Consider the following 19,646-nt stretch of genomic DNA (forward strand, 5'->3'; position numbering starts at 1 on the left):
ACTAATCATGACACGTAACGAATTATCACAACAAATTATTGATACTTGTATTGAAATGACTCGGCTTGGCCTTAATCAAGGAACGGCTGGCAATGTCAGTGTGCGCTTTGATAACGGTATGCTTATCACTCCTACTGGTGTTCCGTACGAAAAACTAACACCAGAACATATTGTTTATGTAAGCAATGAAGGTGAGTTTGAAGAAGGCAAGTTGCCGTCAAGCGAGTGGTTATTCCACCTTACTTGCTACAGAACTCGAAACGACGCTGATGCAGTGGTCCATAACCATTCCATTAATTGTGCGGCTGTTTCTATTCTTAATAAACCGATCCCGGCTATTCATTATATGGTTGCTGCATCAGGTTCTAACGAGATCCCGTGTGTTCCTTATGCCACATTCGGTAGCGCTAAACTTGCTGACAATGTTGCCGAAGGGATGGCGAAAAGTAAGGCGATTTTACTTCAACATCACGGCCTTATAACCGCAGAGCAAAATTTAGACAAAGCACTTTGGTTAGCACATGAATGTGAAGTGCTTGCAGAGCTGTATCTAAAAACGATGGCGATTCAAAAAGATATTCCAATTCTGGACGATGCTGAAATGGATGTTGTGCTAAATAAATTCCAATCTTACGGCCTTCGCGTAGAAAAATAATAAATCAAAGCCTGCTCTTCGCAGGCTTTTTTAACTCTTGAGGTATATGAAATGGTATTTTCTCTAAATTTACCACGGTTAGCGCTGTCTGGCGTTGGCGCGGTGGCAGAGTCTGTTGACGTGCTTACACAGCAACCCGTTAATAAAGCGTTGGTTGTGACGGATAAAAATTTAATCGATTTAGGTATATTGGATTCGCTTTTTTTATCGTTGGATGAGAAAAGGGTAAGTTATGTTGTTTTCGATCAAGTAACACCAAATCCAACGGCGACTTTGGTTCGAAGTGGTCATCAATTTTATTTAGAAAATCAATGTGATTGTTTTATTGCTGTTGGTGGAGGGAGCCCTGTCGATTGCGCTAAAGCCATTCGTATTATGGCCTCTAATCCGGGGGATATCTGTGATTATGATGGTGTCGGTTTGGTCAAGAATAGTGGTGATTTCTTTATCGCTATAAATACAACCGCTGGCACGTCAGCTGAGATGACATCTAATTCGGTTATCACTGATGAAGAACGCGCGGTTAAGATGGTCTTGGTTGATAGTAAACAGATACCTGACGTTTCGGTCAATGACCCTTCTCTTATGGTTGGATTGCCATCAAATGTTACTGCGGCGACAGGCATGGATGCATTAACTCATGCCATCGAATCGTATGTTACACCAGGTGCGCATACCTTAACGCAGCCGACAGCGTTAGAAGCAATAAGACTGATTAGTCTTTGGTTACCTGTTGCCGTTGAAAATGGCAAAGATATTGACGCTCGTGCAAAAATGGCGGACGCACAATTTCTCGCGGGAATGTCGTTCAATAGTGCAGGTTTAGGTTTGGTTCACGCTATGGCCCATCAACCAGGTGCCACACATAATCTTCCGCATGGCGTATGCAATGCAATTCTACTTCCTGAAGTCTGTGAATTTAATGCTCAAACTCAACCAGAGCGTTTCCGTGCAGTTGCGGAAGCCATGGGAGGGAATACGAGTCAACTCAATGATAACCAAGCTGCCGAGTTAGCTGTAGAGCTGATTCGTCGCCTATCTAAGCAGGTTGGTATTCCATCTGGATTTGCGGAGCTTGGAATTAAGGCGTCTGACTTCGGGCAATGGATAGATAAAGCGATGCAGGATGTTTGTTTAGGTGGTAACCCTCGCCAACCGACACCGGATGAAGTAAAAGCGCTGTACGTATCGTCTTTATAGTACATCTCTTTCTCTTTAAGGGTAGTGGGCTTTTCAAGTGCCACTACCTTTATTTCCTCAGTAAAGACCAAAGGTGTGTCGTTATGTCTATCGTTCAGCGTACTGTGTTCGGATTTGTTTTAATGTTTAGCTTGATGCTCATTATCGCAATAACGAATTATTCAAATACGATCAAGTTGAACAACCAAATAGAGCAGATAACAAGTAGGTCAAATCCTATTTTACTTGCCACATTACCGCTTCAAAAAATAATCCAAAATAGTCATCAATATTTTTCTACCTATATTTCGCAAGTAAATAGCTCTGAGCTTGTTTCAATACGTAATCAGGTTCTTGAGCAAAAAGTAAAGTATGTAAAGGCGATAGAGCATCTACAGAGCTTTGATCCGGGCGCGGATGAGATTGATCAAATTAATGGTATTAATGTGTTGACCGACCAGTACTTTATCAATGTATTGCAAAGTATGTCCGCACATGAAAAATTGATCATGACGAGAGAGGCGCTAATGGTGACCAACAAAGACATGATCAAGTTGGATGATACGTATACGTGGGCAAAAGAGCAGATAACGGAAGAGTCATCGACAAGTCGTGTTACAAAAAACAAAGTAGAATTTATTATCAGTAGTATTGATCAAGGTTTAAAAAATATTCGTAGGATAGATAAAAATAACGATATTGCCATCGCAAAGAAAAAATTAGAGAACGATACTAAAATTGCTATTCAACGCTCGCAAGGTTTAAAAATATCAGCGCGCACTAAAGAGCAGTTTATTAGCATCATCGAGAAACTAAGAGCGATCACGCTGACGGACCAAGGTTTGTTTAATAACCTTATTAAAGAACGTGCTTTGCACGAGGAAAGTACGGCGTATTTTAAGCGGGCGTCAATAGATATAAACAAGATACAGAATCAGATCCAAGGGCTAACCAACTTGGCCCAAGAAAAGGCAGTAAAGAGCACTTCAGAAGCGGAGACGGTGGCCAATAGAGCGATCATGACCACGATATCAATCGCCGCGGTTTCAGGGGTCATTGCTTTAATCATTGGCTACACCATTGTAATTAGTATCAAAAGACCAATCGGAAAAACCAGTCCGGTACTAATAAAAATGGCAGAAGGTGACATGACTCAAAGAACCAACTATGTTGATAAAACAGAGTTTGGTGTGATCTCCAGAGCGATAGACACGTTAGCAGACAATACCGCATCGATTTTGAAGGAGATTGGCGAAGGCTCGACAGTGTTAGCGAAGGAGGCCTCTCGAACCGCGGAAATCAGCGAAAGAACCCTTGATTTGGTGGAGCAACAAAAGACAAAAACGGAATTAGTTGCAACGGCGATAGCTGAACTAGAAGTGAGCTCAGGTGAAGTTTCTAACTATACGCGTAGCACATTACTGGAAGTTGAAAAAACCAACGAAGCGACATTGGTAGGCCAGAAAGAGGTGGTAAAAAACAGAGAAATCACCACGACGTTAGTCAACTCTATAGAAGAAGCGGTCACCTATTCTGAGCAATTAGGGAAAATAACCTCAAACATCGGCAGTATATTGGATGTTATCCGCGGTATTGCGGAGCAGACGAATCTACTTGCGTTAAATGCGGCTATTGAGGCTGCTCGGGCCGGTGAGCAAGGAAGGGGCTTTGCTGTTGTGGCCGATGAAGTTCGCGCCTTAGCGACCCGTTCGCACAATTCAACGGAAGAAATTCAACGCATGATTGAAAGCCTTCAAGTGAGCTCTATGCAGATAACCAATGTGATGGTTAAAAGCTTGCAACAGACGAACAGTTGCGCCCATCAGACTCAACTCACAGAAAAGTCACTAGACGTGGTGACGTCCAGAATGAAAGATATATTTGATATGTCGAGTCAAATAGCCCACGCAGCACAAGAGCAGATTTCGGTGAGTGGTGAGGTTGCCATGTATATCAATGGTATTGCGGAAGGTGCACAGCAAACGGGTATGGAAGCAAAACAGTCTGCTGATAGTAGTGGGGTTTTGGTTGAGTTAGCCCAACGACAACAGACGTTAATCGAACAATTTAAAGTCTAATGAAGATTCAAATTATTATTCCGTCAGATCCAGTTATCAATTTAGGGTATTAGGAAACGTTATTATGGCAAAATTAAGTACCAAATTATTTATTTCAGAAGGGAAAGCTATCCTTGGTATTGAACTAGGTTCGACTCGAATTAAAGCTATATTAATTGGTGAGGACCAACAACCCATCTCAAGTGGAAGTTATCTCTGGGAAAATAGACTAATTGATGATAATTGGAGTTATGACCTTGATGATGTCTGGATCGGAATACAGGCGTGTTACAAAGATCTTTACGAGAACGTTTACCAACAATATAACGTTGAGCTAAAGAAGTTAGCAGGGTTGGGTATCAGTGCAATGATGCATGGTTACCTTGTTTTTGACCGTTCAGATAGGTTACTTACGCCTTTTAGAACATGGAGAAATAACAATACGTTAGAGGCATCGGAAAAACTGATGTATGTCTTTGAACATCCTATTCCTCAGCGTTGGAGCATCGCTCATCTTTATCAATCAATATTGGATAATCAAGAACATGTTCCTAACATTGACTTTATGACAACACTATCTGGGTATGTGCATTGGAAATTAACAGGATGTAAGGTACTAGGCATTGGCGATGCGTCTGGTATGTTTCCAATTGATATCGATGAAACAGCATTTGATTCAGAGCTGATGATGCGCTTTGATCATTTAGTTAAAGATGAACTCCTGCCTTGGGAGTTTGACCAAATTATTCCTGAAGTGCTTACTGCAGGACAGGATGCTGGTTTCCTAACAGAAGCCGGAACTCTGCTATTAGACCCCAACGGCCTGTTGCAATCTGGTTGTCCGATGTGCCCACCGGAAGGTGATGCGGGTACGGGTATGATAGCAACGAACACCGTTTCAATAGGTACAGGTAACATTTCAGCAGGTACATCAATTTTCGCCATGGTCGTACTTGATGAGAAGCTTAAAAAAGTACACTCGGAACTCGACCTAGTCACGACACCAGATGGAAAACTAGTTGCGATGGTTCATTCTAATAACTGCTCATCCAATCTCGATGCCTGGATGCAGTTATTCAAGGAAGTCGCTCACGGACTAGGAAGTAGTGTTTCTCAAGATGAACTATATGAAACGTTGTTTAAAACCTCCCTTAAAGGTGATGATGACTGTGGAGGTCTTATGATGTATGGATATTTGTCTGGTGAACATTTGACCCATTTTGAAAAAGGGTGTCCGCTCTTTCTAAACCCATCAGATAGCAAATTTACATTAGCCAATTTCATGCGAGCAAATTTACTGTCTGCTTTTGGCGCAATGAAGATTGGTATAGACATCCTAGTGGAAGAAGAAGGTGTAAACCTTGAAAAAATCTTAGCTCACGGTGGCCTATTCAAAACGAAAGGTGTGGTTCAACATCTCATGGCTACGGCTCTAAATGTACAAGTGGCGACAGTAGAGAATGCTTCTGAGGGAGGAGCTTGGGGTATTGCTTTACTCTCTTCTTTTTTAATAGACGAAGAGGTCAGTCTTGATTCGTTTTTAAAGCGTAAAGTATTCTTAGCAGACGACGAGTTTATAGTCGGCCCAGAGAAAAAAGAACTCGAAGGTGTACAAAAATTTATGAGGCGCTATAAAGATTGTTTACCCGTAGAACGAGAAGCCATAAATTGCCTCACGTAGCTTTGAGCTATTCAGAAAGTATTCTGCGTTAAGCAATGGTGGTTGCTGATACTGCCTCTAGCGCCTATATGTGTCAAGGACGCCTATCGGAGTGACTATTTACATTCCTGAGACCTAGATATACATTGGTTTTTCCAATGTATATCCAACCAAACCTTCGTAATAAAATTCCTCTTTTAAATGCCAATAAATAGTTTTTAGCTATCAAAATTATAGTTTTAATCGATTTAACTTATCTAATCAATCTATATATTCTGTTGTTATTGAGTGGATTTGGATAGGGTAATAAATATGGCAACAAGTGCGCTAATTGTTGAAGGTGGGGCGATGAGAGGTATATTCGCCAGTGGGGTGTTAGACGCATTTATGGAGAAAGCGTTCCTACCTTACGATTTTGCTATTGGTGTTTCTGCTGGTGCTTCTAATTTAGTCGGCTACCTTGCCAATGCACCTCAACGCAGTTTTAATATCATTACCACATTGGCAGTAGACAAAGGTTTTTTTAACCCAATACGTTTTACTAAAGGTGGGCATCTTGTTGATGTGAAATGGCTTTGGAATGAATCGAACCAACGTTACCCTCTCGATTCAGAAGTGCTATTTTCAAATATTCCTATGTATGCCGCGATCACAAATATTGATACGGGTCGTGCGGACTACCATCAGATAAAACCTGACTCACTGTCTAACATTATTGAAGCGACAACCGCACTTCCTGTGGCTTATCGTGAAACACCGTGTTTCTCAGGTGGCTGTTATATCGATGGAGGTGTCGCTGACTCCATTCCAGTAAAAGAAGCATATCGACGTGGCGCCCGTGATATCACGGTGATCTTATCCCATCCCCTTAGTTATCAAATGCAACCCAATAAATACCCATGGTTAATAAAAAGGCTGTTGTCTAAACACCCGAATATTGTGAAATCTATGATAGTAAGAGCCAATAATTATAATCAATCTCTAGAGTTCATAAGAAACCCACCCCAAGACGTGATTATTCGAGTGATAGCGCCACCAGAAAGCTTTGCTGTAAAGAGGTTAATAATGAATAAAGCCACTTTGTATGACGGCTACCAGATGGGGATAACCGCCGGAAAAGAGCATCTATCCATTAGAAGTGGCACTTATGGTTTGAACGAAGAGAATTGTCACTTTTGTATTTAACTATTTGATTATTAAATAATTAATAGTCGATTAAAGGTCGGGTTGAAAAGTTGTTGTTTTAGTCTGAGGTCTAAACGGATTCTAAACTTCGGCATCTTTCTGTTCTGTTCACCTCAGGTAGTAACAGTCACAAAAATGCCCTACAAAAAATGGAAATAAAATGATGAAACAAAAAAAACTGACCACAGCCAATGGCTGCCCTGTTGCAGATAACCAAAATGTACAAACCGCCGGTCCTCGCGGACCAATGCTTCTGCAAGACGTATGGTTTCTTGAAAAGCTGGCTCATTTCGATAGAGAAGTTATTCCAGAAAGACGCATGCACGCCAAAGGGTCTGGCGCTTATGGCACCTTCACTGTAACGCATGACATTTCTAAATATACTAAAGCCAAGCTATTTTCCGAAGTCGGCAAGAAGACCGATCTTTTTGTCCGATTCTCTACCGTCGCTGGTGAGCGTGGTGCGGCGGATGCGGAACGTGATATTCGCGGATTTGCAATGAAGTTCTACACAGAAGAAGGGAATTGGGACCTAGTTGGCAACAACACGCCCGTATTCTTCCTTCGTGATCCTTTAAAGTTTCCAGATCTAAATCATGCTGTTAAACGAGACCCCCGTACAAATATGCGCAGTGCCAATACGAACTGGGATTTCTGGACATTGCTTCCTGAGGCGCTTCACCAAATTACTGTTTTAATGAGCGAGCGCGGTATTCCTCGTACTTACCGTCATATGCATGGATTTGGAAGCCATACCTTTAGTTTTATCAACTCTGAAAATGAAAGGTTTTGGGTAAAATTTCACCTACAAACGCAACAAGGTATCGAGAACTTAACCGATCATGAGGCGGAGGAATTGATTGGTAAGAACCGTGAAAGTCATCAACAAGATCTGTATGAGTCAATTGAAAGTGGTGAATTTCCTCGTTGGAATTTGAAAATTCAAATTATGCCCGAGAACGAGGCTGGAGATTACCGCTTTCATCCGTTTGATCTCAGTAAAGTCTGGCCACATGAGGATTACCCACTGATTGATGTTGGTGTCATGGAGCTTAATCGAAATCCAGACAACTACTTTGCCGAGGTAGAGCAAGCCGCATTTAATCCTGCCAATATTGTGCCTGGAATTGGCTTTTCTCCTGACAAGATGTTGCAAGGACGATTATTTTCGTATGGGGACGCACAGCGTTATCGCTTAGGTGTCAACCATGCGCATATTCCGGTCAATCAAGCCCGTTGCCCCGTGAATGCTTACCACAGAGATGGAGCAATGCGTGTAGATGGAAACTATGGAAGTACCAAAGCATATGAACCAAACAGTTTAGGTTTATGGCAAGAGCAACCGGATACCAAAGAACCGTCAATGCAACTTAATGGTGATGCACATAGCTGGGACTTCCGTGAAGATGATAGTGATTACTTCACGCAGCCTAGAAACCTGTTCAACCTAATGACATCAGGTCAACAGAAGGCGCTCTTTGAGAACACGGCTCGCAGTGTTGGTGGGGCATCGATTGAAGTCCAGCACCGTCATATCACCAACTGTTCCAAAGCCGACCCTGCTTATGGTGAAGGTGTCGCTAAAGCGTTAGGAATCACATTAGAAGATAGTAAACAATAAGAAAAGTCGGTTTTAAATGCAGGCCTTAGCTATTGGCCTGCATTTAATTATCACTGACTTAATCAGTGAATGCTGAAAGGGGTATTGTATGAGAAACTGGAACGATTATAAGACAACCTATCGCAGTGAGTCGGATATCTTTGATTTTGCAAGAGTTGGTGACTTTAGAGGGCTTGTAAATATTTTATCTCAACATACTGAAATAGACCTAGATGCTAAAAATAACAGAGGCTACTCTCCACTTATGCTTGCTGTTTATAATGGTGAGAGAGATTTCTGTGAAGCGCTCTTGAGAAGTGGCGCAGATGTAAACTCGATGGATTTCATGAAGAATACAGTGCTGATGGCTTCAGCTTTCAAAGGTAATGTAGAGATTATAAAGCTTCTATTACAATTTGGAGCAATAACAACGAATAGAAATAAGACCAACATGAATGTGCGAGACTGGGCGTTAATGTTTGGACGAACAGAGGTAGTGCAATACCTTGACAATACACTTCCTACTTTAGTTTCTGCATCAAAAATTAAAAATTTTATAAGGTTTATAGGACTTAGCTTTCTGATGCTTAAGCCGAGGATACAATCTAAAAATAGGACAAATAGGTATTCTTAGCGCATGCAATATAAACTCATCTGAATTATTTATGATACGTAATATCGTCGGATGGATGGGAAGATATAGAGCTTTTTTCTGAAGTGTTCTAACGAATATAATCACCTCAACATAAAATATTGATGAATGACTGTGATCCCACAAATTAATTGTGTGAAAGACCAGCCAATGTAAGTGATGCCCATCTAACTATTCGTATTCTTGCCTATCTCCTATAATTTTATAGGAGTAGTGTGGTGTCTCAAATAACCGGTTGAACACGAAATTTCAGAGGTAATTATGAGTTTGTTTTATGTTGATAAGAAAGCGCAAAATAATGGCGATCATGAGATTCACACAGCAACATGCACTCACGGTCCTGGGGTGCAAAATTGTGACCCACTTGGCTACCATACCGCATGCAGTACAGCACTGAATGCAGCCAAAGAAATATACCCACAGTCAAATGGTTGCTATTACTGCTCATATTCAAGTTATTCTTCTGAAGAAAAATAAAATCGCTGAAGGGCAATTATAGCAACTGATTGTCCTTTTCTTACCAACAAGTTGTTGATACTCTCCCTTGAATACTTACATTTGGTCAGATGCTTTCCAAACCAGAAATGAAAAAATTAAGCGTACTACTCACTGAGAGTAGAAACAGATAAACACAGTAATTAGGCATTCACATAAGAAAATGCAAGGAGAGTCGCTTGAATAAGGTTGTTATTGTTACAGGTGGAGGACGCGGAATTGGAGCTGCTACTTCTAAAATGTTGGCAGCCAAAGGGTATAAGGTTTGCGTAAATTATCTGAAGAATCTAGCTCAAGCAGAAAGTTTGGTCGCTTTGATTCAAAAAAATGGTGGTGAGGCATTTGCGTACCAAGCCGATGTGTCTGTTGAATCCGACGTAAAGCGTTTGTTTTCGTCCGTTCGCCAACAATACGGAACGGTGACACACCTAGTGAATAACGCGGGTGTTTTGTTCGTTCAGTCTCAGCTGAGTGATATTGAATTAGATCGTTTTGAAAAAGTGATGGGTTCCAACGTGACGAGTTGTTTTTTATGTTGTAAAGCGTTTATCAATCAGATTGATACGCATGGTGCAATAGTGAATGTCTCGTCTGCAGCATCAAGAATAGGTGCACCGTTTGAATACGTAGATTATGCGGCCTCTAAAGGGGCAATGGATTCTCTTACCAAAGGATTGTCACTTGAACTCGCGCCAAAGGGTATTCGTGTGAATAGCGTCAGGCCCGGCTTTATCCATACAGATATGCATGCCGATGGTGGAGAACCAAATCGGGTTGAGCGATTAGCGGCTCAGATCCCTCTTCAACGAGGTGGAACGCCAGAAGAAGTGGCTCAAGCGATTGTATGGTTGTTATCAAATGAGGCCTCCTATGTGACAGGAACTTTTATCGATATTGCGGGTGGAAAGTAACCTGTTAAATTGAGTGTCTTTTTGATGAAAAACGAATAACAAGTTCAGGGGAAAATAAATCAAAATAAACCTTTACATTATTTGATACTCAGGTATTATCCATCTCGCTCTGTTGATCAGAGTTATTAATGAAACATAAGTAAAAGTAAAGCCTCAGAATTTCTTCGTTATTGTTGTTATCCTCAGTTTTTCCCTTACGCTTCATCGTCACATTTAATAATTCAGCTATCAGCGCATCGCACTATTGCGATAACTTATTAATCTAAAAATATTAAGGGACACAACATGTCTAATAAAACAACTGGTATAGTAAAATGGTTTAACGAAGATAAAGGTTTTGGTTTCATTACTCAAGACAATGGCGGCGCTGACGTATTCGTTCACTTCCGTTCAATTGCATCAGAAGGCTTTAAAACGCTTACTGAAGGCCAAAAAGTATCTTTCGAAGTAGAGCAGGGCCAAAAAGGTCCTCAAGCGGCTAACGTTACAGCGCTATAATTTCGTAAGACGACGCAGATAGTATCATTACTATTTGCGTCATCTAAACCACTAATATTAACCAATTTATACCATATATTCGAAAATATAAACATTTCAAACATCTGCTTTTCCATATGTCGTTACGTTTCTTATTCACTTCGTTATATTCTAATAAATAAAATCATTAACATTAAAAATTTGCAGTATAAATCCATATTTAGAATTGCTCTATTTTGGCTTTAACATGCTTATTATAAAAATAAGGATACTTATGTCTCGTTCAATCGGTCGTAAGCGATTTTGGTTTCAAAATAGCCGAAATCAAAATAATAAAATAACTAAATAATTAAACAACCAAATAAAATTAGAGGTAATTAAATGATAGTGAGCTTTACTATGTTAAAAGACGAAATCTCTTGGGATGCACCCATCCATCAATTGAACAGTGATATATTATTACGACATATTCGATTGAATGGGAATGTCGATAGTATTGATATTGAGCTTTCGTATTGCGAAAAAACCTGCGAAGGTGACATCACCAATAGTAACAATCAACTCATTGGTAATTTTTCAATTTCTTTTTAATAGCTCAGTCCATTCTGAATTTCGGTTATTGTAAAAAATAGTAAACCTGTCAACTGGATCTAACTTAATTACCTTGAATATGGTTCTCCACTCTGTAAATCGTAGTGTTCTAACATCCTCTTTTATAACAACAATATTTGATATTTTGGAGGAATAATGAACCTCTCTTTCTGTTGGAAACACGCTTCAGTTATATATCTATTTGTTCTATTCATACCGTTTGGCTCCTATATTCAATAATATCAATCACACTCTCAATAATACCCGTTACATTAGCTATGTGATCTAAATGAATTCGATTCTAGGAACATATTTTATCAGACCAGTTATGCCAAGCTAAGTAAGTTTATGGTTAACATGAATGTCATTCTCTCGACGACTCAAGACATCCTTGTATGCTTAGCAATAGGACTCCTATCCCATTGACATCGACTTTATGACAACCTTGCTGATGATCGGTTAATTTTCCAGATAAGTATTTTTAGTGGAATTGGTATAGATCAGTAATCTACTCTAAATGTGATCGTTCAACACCTCTCTTACGTAATGATAATATCAAACAAAACAAGAGAGTCGTTGTGAATAACTCCAAACAAGAACGTAATCAAAATAGAAGTGAATCTATTCAGTACCCTGTATTTCCACTTCCGATATTTATACTCCCAGGTGGTATGCAAAGGCTGCGCATTTTTGAATCTAAATATGTCTCCATGATTGCTAACGCCGAACAGACAGATGGTTTTGTTGTCGCTCTCTACCAAAAAGAGAGTGCTTTTTTAGTGCCCGAGTGGGGGGTTCATGTTCAAATCGTCGATTTTGATCAAGGTGAAGATGGCATATTAACGGTCGATGTACTTGCCGATGGTATGGTTAGTTTATCCCATTTCGACGAACAGAAAGGCGGGTTGTTGATCGCGCAGACTTTTTCTCTGCCGCATTGGTCTTCGAATAAAGGCGTTGATTCAACAAGCTATGATTCCTCTGACAATGGTCCCATTGAGCAGGTTCAGTTCAAGTTATCTTCTGTTTTAAAAGGAGTATTTAGTGCACATTATGAACTCAGTGACCTATACCAAACACAATTCTTTGACTATCCTGAATGGGTATGTGCACGTTTGTTAGAAATTATTCCTCTGTCCTTGACTGAAAAAGAGAGGTTTGTGCAACAACTTGACTATACACAGCTTACAACGCTCCTCAGTATCTTATGCGAAAAAGAATTAAATAAAGATTGATCCTTTTTATCCGCCCCAACGTAATGGTTAGTATCTATTTTAAAGGGGTGTTGTTCAGATGCAGCAGATTGAGGTAAAAATCGAACCGATAGCGAGAGGAATTCCCATTACTCAGCCTAACATGACGTCGGCGCACCCAGAATTATCTGACTGGTTATCGTTGGTGGCAGAAAACCAAGACAAGGCAGCATTTACAAAGCTGTTTCGTTTTTTTTCACCTAAAATTCAACGTTTTGGCATTAAACAACACGGCAACGAGAGCCAAGCTAATGAATTAGTGCAAGACACAATGACGAATGTTTGGAAAAAGGCGCACCTTTATGACGCGAGTAAAGGTGCAGCAACGACATGGATTTACACCGTTATGCGTAATGCATCATTTGATCAACTCAGAAAGGTTAAAAGCAAAGCAGAGCAAAATCTTGGTGATGATATCTGGCCGCTAGAGCAAGCGTTAAGCAAAAACGATAACCTGTCAAACCCGTTTGGTGACCACCTGATGGCAAAGCAACTTGAGAAATTAGTGGGCAGCCTGCCTGTCGCTCAAAGAGTTGTGGTACAGGGCGTTTACTATCAAGAACTTTCACAAGAACAGTTATCGCAGCAGTTGGGTGTTCCAATCGGAACCATAAAATCACGGTTGAGATTAGCATTGGAAAAAATTAGACAGCAAATGGGAGAGCAAGACAATGATTAACTATCACCCAAGCGAAGCTGTATTAAAAGAATTTGTAGCAGGCGACCTGCCAGTATCGGTTTCTGTTGTTGTCGCAAGCCATGTAGAAATGTGCAGCGAATGCCAGTCTCTCGTCAGTCAATTTACAGAGAAGGCCGCAATGGACGCATTTGATGTTAACGAGGAGACGTTGAGTATTGAAGAGTTTGATTTCAGCTTTGATGAACTTGGCATCGATATTGTTACGCAGCAAGAAGAGACGGTTTCGCTAGAGATGCTTGAAACGATTACGGCTCAGCCAGTGGAACAGGCACCAATTTTACCCGTTACAGTGACGGAAATAGAAGTATCGAACACACGTGTAACCTTGCCAAGAGCAATCAGATCCATCTCGCTAAAAGAGTGGCAAGGGATAGGAAAGATCTCGCGTGCGAGGTTAAAGCTTGATGATGATGAACGACGTATGAGTCTATTGCATATCGCTAAAGGCGGCAACGTTCCTCAGCATACGCATAAAGGGTATGAAATAACCTTACTGCTTGAAGGCAGTTTTGAGGATGAAATGGGCAGCTATAAAGCAGGCGATTTTATCTGGTTAGACGGTAAGCATACTCACAATCCAATGACAAAAGAAGGCTGTGTTTGCTTAACGGTTTCGAGTGACGCACTTCGATTTACTCAAGGGGTTAGTAAGCTTATTAACCCATTAGGAAAATTGATTTATTAAGTGAGTGATAATAAACATGAGGCGGGACTTCTAATATGGATAAAAAACTACAAATAGGCATCAGTGCGTGCGTTGTAGGGCAGCAAGTTCGATATGATAAAAGCCATAAACGTTCGCATTTTTGCATGGAAGAACTGAGTGAATTTGCTGATTTCAAGCCCGTTTGTCCAGAGGTCGCGGTAGGATTACCAATCCCACGACCAACCATAAGGCAGATTTCTAACGGGGATGTGATAACCGTCTCTCGTCCCGATGGCTCAGGAGACGTAACGGAAGCGCTTACCCAGTTTGGTCAATCTCAGGCGAAACAGAATGACGACCTGGCCGGTTTTATTTTCTGTGCTAAAAGCCCAAGCTGTGGCATGGAAAGGGTCAAGATATATCAGCATGACGGCAAAGGTTCCAAGATGACGGGCGTTGGTATGTTTTCGAAGCAGATAATGCAACATAACCCATTATTACCTTGTGAAGAGAATGGTCGCTTGAATGATCCTATCATTCGCGAAAATTTTATTACTCGTATCTTCACCTATCAAAAATGGCTCGATTTAAAAGCCAGTGGTTTTACCTTACATAAGCTTATTACATTCCATAGTGCCCACAAGTATCTGGTCATGAGTCATCATATCGAAAGCTATAAATGCCTAGGTAGACTGCTTGCTGATCCACAGCAACCGATTAATGAGGTGGCGGATGAATATATATCAATGTTGATGGAGGCATTAACCATCAAGGCCACTCGACGCAGCCACACCAATACTCTGCATCATTTACAGGGTTATTTTAAGAAGCAGCTAACCAAAGAAAAACGCAAAGAGTTGAATGATCAAATTGATGCTTATCGAGAAGGCCTCTTGCCATTATTGGTTCCTTTAACCTTGATTAATCACTATTTACTCGAATTCCCCAACGACTATCTATCCGAACAAACCTACTTAAATCCACATCCTAAGGCGTTAAAGTTGAGGTATGGCTATTGAGTACACTGCTTTGGTTGAGGCGAGATCTTCGCATTCACGATAACCCAGCTTTATGCAAAGCCCTTAAAATGGGGGCTTCAAATGCGGTCTATATATCTACACCAAAGCAGTGGCAACAACACAACCTTGCGCCCATTCAAGCTGATTTCATCCGAAGACATTTACTATTGGTTGCGAAACAATTGGCAGAGCATGGTGTGAAACTGCATCATTTGGAAGCCTCGGATTATCACTCTCAGGTGCAGGTATTAAAAGAATATTGCTATCAGAATACTATCGACACTGTCTGCGCTAATCGAGAGCCAGAGATCAATGAGCTCAACCGAGATACACTTTTTCAAAAAACGGGTATAAACCTTGTTCTCTCTAACTGCGATACTATCTTGCCGGTAGGCAGCGTGCTTAACAAACAAGATGAGATGTATAAAGTATTTACACCATTTAAAAAAGCATGGTTACAGCGCTTACAATTTACCGGTGTTGAATGTGCCATCCCCCCTGTAAAGAACGCCAACACCTCCATTTATAATTCTTTGACGTCGATTGAATTTGATTATCTCGATGCGGACTCATCACGTTGGCCGCTCAGTGATGAGGTCATGCAGATGGTCGTGCCAACGTTTCTTAAAAACAAGCTTGATTCTTACGCTAAAAAGCGAGATTTTCCAGCGGTTAAGGCAACGTCTGGTCTGTCTCCCTATCTTGCTATTGGAGCGATTAGCCCACGATGGCTTGCGCTGCAATTAGTGCAGAAGCAACCGGAGATAGTACATGACTCTGCCATGCCCGGTTTTGCATGGTTTAATGAACTAATTTGGCGAGATTTCTACAAACATTTGTTGTTTCACTTCCCTGAACTAGCAAAAGGACAGAGCTTTCAGCTCAAATACCGAGACATGAATTGGCAAGGTAACCCAATGCACTTTCAAGCATGGTGTGATGGTCGAACGGGTTATCCGTTAGTTGATGCCGCAATGAAGCAGTTAGTCCAAACCGGTTGGATGCACAACCGATTGAGGATGGTGGTAGCAAGTTTCTTAACTAAACACCTGTTAATAGATTGGCGACTCGGGGAGGCGTTCTTCATGTCACACCTTATTGATGGGGATTTAAGTGCCAATAATGGCGGTTGGCAGTGGGCCGCAAGCACGGGTTGCGATGCTCAACCATACTTCAGAATATTTAATCCGATCACTCAAAGTGAAAGATTTGATCCTAATGGCGACTTCATCCGTAGATATGTTCCAGAACTGTATGATGTGCCCAATAAACATATCCATTTTCCACATCAATATTTGCAATTGAATGGCAACACAACGCAGTACTGCAAGCCCATCGTCGATCACAAAGATGCAAGACAGAGGGCGTTAGATTTTTTCAAACAATATTAAGGATGATCTTATATGCAACGCTCATTGTGGTTACAAAAATTTGTTGATGTTTACAGCGAGTTAGGTACAGATAATCTAATCACCTTGCAATCCATTTATCATCCTGCGGTTACATTTATTGATCCGCTTCATCGAGTCGACGGTGTAAAAGATCTTATAGACAGTTTCCAGAGTAGTTACACAAATATTATTCAGTGTGATTTTGTCATTCAGCATATGTTTGAATCGGACAATGAAGCGGCTGTTTATTGGAATATGACATTTCGTCACAAAAGCTTGAATGGTAAAAAGCCTATCTCTGTTATTGGCCATTCCCATCTTAAAGCGCAAGACAACCTAGTGATATTCCACCGCGACTACCTAGATGCGGGGGCGATGATATATGAGCATGTCCCCTTTATTGGTGCATTCGTCAAAACCATAAAGCAGAGAGCGGGGCAATAATGCGTATTTTAATTACAGGTGCCACATCCGGTATAGGGAAAGAATTAGTCCTAAGCTATGCCAGGAAAGGGGCCGAAGTGATGGCTTGTGGCAGAAACCACATGAAATTGCAGCAGCTAACAGTTGATCGCCCATTCATTACACCGCTCTGCTTTGATCTGACGGATTATGAAAGCTACCCGACAATGGACGATGATTTTGAGCCGCTTGATATGCTCATTTTTAATGCAGGTGACTGCGAATATATTGATGATGCACTCAACTTCGACGCCAAGAAGTTTGAGAGGGTAATTAACATTAATTTGATATCGATTGGTTATGGTCTTCAAGCGTGGCTTAAACACCTTAAGCCGGGTGGTCGTTTAGTCTTGGTAAGTTCTAGTGCCGGATTATTGCCGTTGCCTCGAGCTGAAGCATATGGCGCGTCAAAAGCGGCGTTGAGTTATCTAGGCAAGACGCTAGCGATAGATCTTAAAAAACACAATATTAATGTCACCGTGGTTCATCCTGGTTTTGTGGAAACACCACTGACTGATAAAAATAGCTTTGAAATGCCGATGATTATCTCTAGCCAAGTTGCAGCAGAAAAAATCATGGAAGGCATAGCCAAAGGAAAACCAGATATCAGTTTCCCAACACTATTTATATTTATTATGAAATGCCTTCGCGTATTACCCTCGTCACTTTGGAATAGACTCGCTACAAGGATGGGTTAGCAATGACAAATAAAAAGATCGCTATTATTGGCTCAGGTATTTCAGGATTAACTTGCGCTTATCTATTAGACAATCAACATGATGTTACCGTTTTTGAGAAGAATGATTATGTAGGTGGTCATACAGCAACCGTTGATATTGTTCACCAAGGTAAAGAGTATGCCATTGATACTGGCTTTATCGTATTTAACGATAGAACTTACCCAAAATTCAACCAGTTACTATCACAGCTAGGCATTAAAAGACAAGCCACGGAAATGAGCTTTAGTGTGCACAACCGCCAGACTAAGTTCGAATATAATGGGCACGGTATCAATGCGCTTTTTGCGCAACGAAGTAATGTGTTCAAGCCGAAGTTCTGGCGTCTAATTTCAGAGATTATTACGTTTAATAAGCTTTGTAAAAAGGCATTTCGAGAAAACAATATTAATGAAAAATCCACTCTAGGTGACTTCTTACAACGGCATCAATTTTCAGATTTTTTTTGTCAGCATTACATTCTTCCAATGGGAGCGGCGATTTGGTCCACTAGTTTGGAAGAGATGGAAAAATTCGAACTTAAATTTTTCATCCAGTTTTTCTTTCATCACGGGCTACTCAATATTGTTGATCGACCGCAATGGTATGTTGTTCCCGGTGGCTCAAGAGTTTATGTTAACTGCATCCAAGAGAAACTCAGTAAAGCCATTGTGACAAAAGCAATGATAAAGCACGTTACACGACATAGCGGTGGCGTGATTATCACTATGGAAAACGGCGAAGTACTGAGTTTTGACGATGTTATTTTTGCCTGCCATTCAGACCAAGCTCTAAACCTTATCGCTGACCCCACTGAACAAGAAATCGAGGTTCTTTCTGGTATTCCTTATAGCCGAAATGAAGTGGTACTGCATACCGATACTCGATTGCTACCCGATAGAAAACTGGCATGGGCGAGTTGGAACTATATGCTCGACGGTGATTTATCGCGGCCTTCATGTGTTACCTATAATATGAATATATTGCAGGGTATTCAAAGCAACGACACGTTCTGTGTCACTCTGAATCAAACGGAGGCAATACAGCCAAGCAAGGTGATACGTCGTTTTATTTATCACCATCCGATACTGGACGAATCAAGTGTCAAGTCACAAAAAAAACGTCACTTAATATGCGGTAAAAATGGCTGTCATTTTGTTGGGGCGTATTGGTACAGCGGTTTTCATGAAGATGGTGTACGCAGCGCGATTGATGTAACTGAACGGTTTGGACTTTCGTTATGAATGATCACAGTGGTATCTATTGGGGACATGTTCGTCATCGTCGATTTGGTGAGGTAGCGCATGAATTCAGTTATCAACTTTACATGCTGGCTGTCGACCTAGATGAGTTAGCCGAACTGTCACGCCGTAGCCTAGTATTTGGTCAACATTGGTATAACCCAATTCGATTCTATGAAAAAGATTATGTAAAAAATGAACCTGGCACGTTGAAGCAACGTATAAGTCAGAAAGTAACACAATTAGGAGGGGATTGGCCTGAGAACAATAGAGTTACCCTACTGGCTCAAGGCCGATGCATGGGGATCTATTTCAGCCCAATTAACTGCTACTTTTGCTATTTAGAAACGGGCGAATGCCAATATATGTTAGCAGAAGTGAGCAACACTCCATGGAAACAAAGACACTACTATTTGGTGGATATGACCGGAGACATGAAGGTAAAAAAGGCCTTTCATGTCTCACCATTTATGGAGATGGACATGAATTATCACTGGAAGATATCACCACCAGAAAAGAACACCTTGGTTCACATAGAAAGCCACAAGCAAGGGAAAGTGTTTGATGCCACCCTAGCGTTAACTAAACGTGAATTTAGTGCAAAGCAGCTATGGAAGACAATCAGCGCGATTCCGATGATGAGCCTGAAGATTGTAAGCGGTATTTATTGGCAGGCACTAAAGCTGTTTCTGAAACGAGTTCCTTTTGTCGTGCACCCAAATAGTTAATGAATCGTTTTTCAGTGAATATTGGAAA

20 protein-coding genes are annotated in these 19,646 nt (G+C 40.9%); all 20 read left to right on the plus strand.

The window, feature by feature from the left end:
• Positions 1-7 precede the first annotated feature (7 nt).
• Positions 8-655, plus strand: coding sequence for an L-fuculose-phosphate aldolase (gene fucA, locus IUZ65_RS20450; RefSeq protein ID WP_195705863.1), 648 nt, complete (start codon positions 8-10; stop codon positions 653-655).
• Positions 656-706: 51 nt separating this feature from the next.
• Entirely contained in the window at positions 707-1,855 is a 1,149-nt protein-coding gene (fucO, locus tag IUZ65_RS20455; protein WP_195705864.1) for a lactaldehyde reductase, read from the plus strand.
• Between the two features lie 83 nt (positions 1,856-1,938).
• Entirely contained in the window at positions 1,939-3,912 is a 1,974-nt protein-coding gene (locus tag IUZ65_RS20460) for a methyl-accepting chemotaxis protein (protein WP_195705865.1), read from the plus strand.
• Positions 3,913-3,976: 64 nt separating this feature from the next.
• On the plus strand, positions 3,977-5,572 hold the full coding sequence (locus IUZ65_RS20465) for a xylulokinase (protein WP_195705866.1): 1,596 nt from the start codon (positions 3,977-3,979) through the stop codon (positions 5,570-5,572).
• Between the two features lie 291 nt (positions 5,573-5,863).
• A complete protein-coding gene (locus IUZ65_RS20470; RefSeq protein ID WP_195705867.1) occupies positions 5,864-6,736 on the plus strand; it encodes a patatin-like phospholipase family protein in 873 nt (290 codons plus the stop codon).
• A gap of 160 nt (positions 6,737-6,896) precedes the next feature.
• Positions 6,897-8,357: a catalase gene (locus IUZ65_RS20475; RefSeq protein WP_229638261.1), complete on the plus strand. Its 1,461-nt coding sequence runs from the start codon at positions 6,897-6,899 to the stop codon at positions 8,355-8,357.
• Positions 8,358-8,445: 88 nt separating this feature from the next.
• On the plus strand, positions 8,446-8,970 hold the full coding sequence (locus tag IUZ65_RS20480) for an ankyrin repeat domain-containing protein (protein ID WP_195705868.1): 525 nt from the start codon (positions 8,446-8,448) through the stop codon (positions 8,968-8,970).
• 279 nt (positions 8,971-9,249) lie between these two features.
• Positions 9,250-9,465, plus strand: coding sequence for a hypothetical protein (locus IUZ65_RS20485; RefSeq protein WP_195705869.1), 216 nt, complete (start codon positions 9,250-9,252; stop codon positions 9,463-9,465).
• Positions 9,466-9,662: 197 nt separating this feature from the next.
• Positions 9,663-10,394: a glucose 1-dehydrogenase gene (locus tag IUZ65_RS20490; protein ID WP_195705870.1), complete on the plus strand. Its 732-nt coding sequence runs from the start codon at positions 9,663-9,665 to the stop codon at positions 10,392-10,394.
• 285 nt (positions 10,395-10,679) lie between these two features.
• Positions 10,680-10,892: a transcription antiterminator/RNA stability regulator CspE gene (gene cspE / locus IUZ65_RS20495; protein ID WP_195705871.1), complete on the plus strand. Its 213-nt coding sequence runs from the start codon at positions 10,680-10,682 to the stop codon at positions 10,890-10,892.
• Positions 10,893-11,252: 360 nt separating this feature from the next.
• Positions 11,253-11,462 (plus strand): hypothetical protein, encoded by a 210-nt coding sequence (locus tag IUZ65_RS20500; RefSeq protein WP_195705872.1) that lies wholly within the window; start codon positions 11,253-11,255, stop codon positions 11,460-11,462.
• Between the two features lie 578 nt (positions 11,463-12,040).
• A complete protein-coding gene (locus tag IUZ65_RS20505) occupies positions 12,041-12,697 on the plus strand; it encodes an LON peptidase substrate-binding domain-containing protein (protein WP_195705873.1) in 657 nt (218 codons plus the stop codon).
• A 58-nt stretch (positions 12,698-12,755) separates the two neighbouring features.
• A complete protein-coding gene (locus IUZ65_RS20510) occupies positions 12,756-13,394 on the plus strand; it encodes a sigma-70 family RNA polymerase sigma factor (protein ID WP_195705874.1) in 639 nt (212 codons plus the stop codon).
• A complete protein-coding gene (locus IUZ65_RS20515; protein WP_195705875.1) occupies positions 13,387-14,100 on the plus strand; it encodes a ChrR family anti-sigma-E factor in 714 nt (237 codons plus the stop codon). The genes IUZ65_RS20510 and IUZ65_RS20515 overlap by 8 nt, the downstream gene beginning before the upstream one ends.
• 35 nt (positions 14,101-14,135) lie before the next feature.
• Positions 14,136-15,080, plus strand: a complete 945-nt coding sequence (locus tag IUZ65_RS20520; protein ID WP_195705876.1) for a YbgA family protein — start codon at positions 14,136-14,138, stop codon at positions 15,078-15,080.
• Positions 15,077-16,471: a deoxyribodipyrimidine photo-lyase gene (gene phrB / locus IUZ65_RS20525; RefSeq protein WP_195705877.1), complete on the plus strand. Its 1,395-nt coding sequence runs from the start codon at positions 15,077-15,079 to the stop codon at positions 16,469-16,471. Before IUZ65_RS20520 ends, phrB begins: the two co-directional genes overlap by 4 nt.
• 12 nt (positions 16,472-16,483) lie before the next feature.
• Positions 16,484-16,915: a nuclear transport factor 2 family protein gene (locus tag IUZ65_RS20530; RefSeq protein ID WP_195705878.1), complete on the plus strand. Its 432-nt coding sequence runs from the start codon at positions 16,484-16,486 to the stop codon at positions 16,913-16,915.
• Entirely contained in the window at positions 16,915-17,631 is a 717-nt protein-coding gene (locus tag IUZ65_RS20535) for an SDR family NAD(P)-dependent oxidoreductase (RefSeq protein WP_195705879.1), read from the plus strand. The genes IUZ65_RS20530 and IUZ65_RS20535 overlap by 1 nt, the downstream gene beginning before the upstream one ends.
• Before the next feature lie 2 nt (positions 17,632-17,633).
• Positions 17,634-18,893, plus strand: a complete 1,260-nt coding sequence (locus tag IUZ65_RS20540; protein WP_195705880.1) for an NAD(P)/FAD-dependent oxidoreductase — start codon at positions 17,634-17,636, stop codon at positions 18,891-18,893.
• Positions 18,890-19,618 (plus strand): DUF1365 domain-containing protein, encoded by a 729-nt coding sequence (locus IUZ65_RS20545; RefSeq protein ID WP_195705881.1) that lies wholly within the window; start codon positions 18,890-18,892, stop codon positions 19,616-19,618. The genes IUZ65_RS20540 and IUZ65_RS20545 overlap by 4 nt, the downstream gene beginning before the upstream one ends.
• The last annotated feature ends 28 nt before the right edge of the window (positions 19,619-19,646 follow it).

Origin of the sequence: Vibrio sp. VB16 (assembly GCF_015594925.2) — a bacterium.
GTDB lineage: Bacteria > Pseudomonadota > Gammaproteobacteria > Enterobacterales > Vibrionaceae > Vibrio.

Coding starts and splice junctions, on each gene's coding strand:
- IUZ65_RS20460 (WP_195705865.1), top strand. CDS start 1,939: ATGTCTATCGTTCAGCGTACTGTGTTCGGATTTGTTTTAATGTTTAGC.
- fucO (WP_195705864.1), top strand. CDS start 707: ATGGTATTTTCTCTAAATTTACCACGGTTAGCGCTGTCTGGCGTTGGC.
- IUZ65_RS20515 (WP_195705875.1), top strand. CDS start 13,387: ATGATTAACTATCACCCAAGCGAAGCTGTATTAAAAGAATTTGTAGCA.
- IUZ65_RS20540 (WP_195705880.1), top strand. CDS start 17,634: ATGACAAATAAAAAGATCGCTATTATTGGCTCAGGTATTTCAGGATTA.
- cspE (WP_195705871.1), top strand. CDS start 10,680: ATGTCTAATAAAACAACTGGTATAGTAAAATGGTTTAACGAAGATAAA.
- IUZ65_RS20530 (WP_195705878.1), top strand. CDS start 16,484: ATGCAACGCTCATTGTGGTTACAAAAATTTGTTGATGTTTACAGCGAG.
- IUZ65_RS20520 (WP_195705876.1), top strand. CDS start 14,136: ATGGATAAAAAACTACAAATAGGCATCAGTGCGTGCGTTGTAGGGCAG.
- IUZ65_RS20500 (WP_195705872.1), top strand. CDS start 11,253: ATGATAGTGAGCTTTACTATGTTAAAAGACGAAATCTCTTGGGATGCA.
- IUZ65_RS20535 (WP_195705879.1), top strand. CDS start 16,915: ATGCGTATTTTAATTACAGGTGCCACATCCGGTATAGGGAAAGAATTA.
- IUZ65_RS20545 (WP_195705881.1), top strand. CDS start 18,890: ATGAATGATCACAGTGGTATCTATTGGGGACATGTTCGTCATCGTCGA.
- IUZ65_RS20475 (WP_229638261.1), top strand. CDS start 6,897: ATGATGAAACAAAAAAAACTGACCACAGCCAATGGCTGCCCTGTTGCA.
- fucA (WP_195705863.1), top strand. CDS start 8: ATGACACGTAACGAATTATCACAACAAATTATTGATACTTGTATTGAA.
- IUZ65_RS20485 (WP_195705869.1), top strand. CDS start 9,250: ATGAGTTTGTTTTATGTTGATAAGAAAGCGCAAAATAATGGCGATCAT.
- IUZ65_RS20510 (WP_195705874.1), top strand. CDS start 12,756: ATGCAGCAGATTGAGGTAAAAATCGAACCGATAGCGAGAGGAATTCCC.
- IUZ65_RS20480 (WP_195705868.1), top strand. CDS start 8,446: ATGAGAAACTGGAACGATTATAAGACAACCTATCGCAGTGAGTCGGAT.
- IUZ65_RS20470 (WP_195705867.1), top strand. CDS start 5,864: ATGGCAACAAGTGCGCTAATTGTTGAAGGTGGGGCGATGAGAGGTATA.
- IUZ65_RS20465 (WP_195705866.1), top strand. CDS start 3,977: ATGGCAAAATTAAGTACCAAATTATTTATTTCAGAAGGGAAAGCTATC.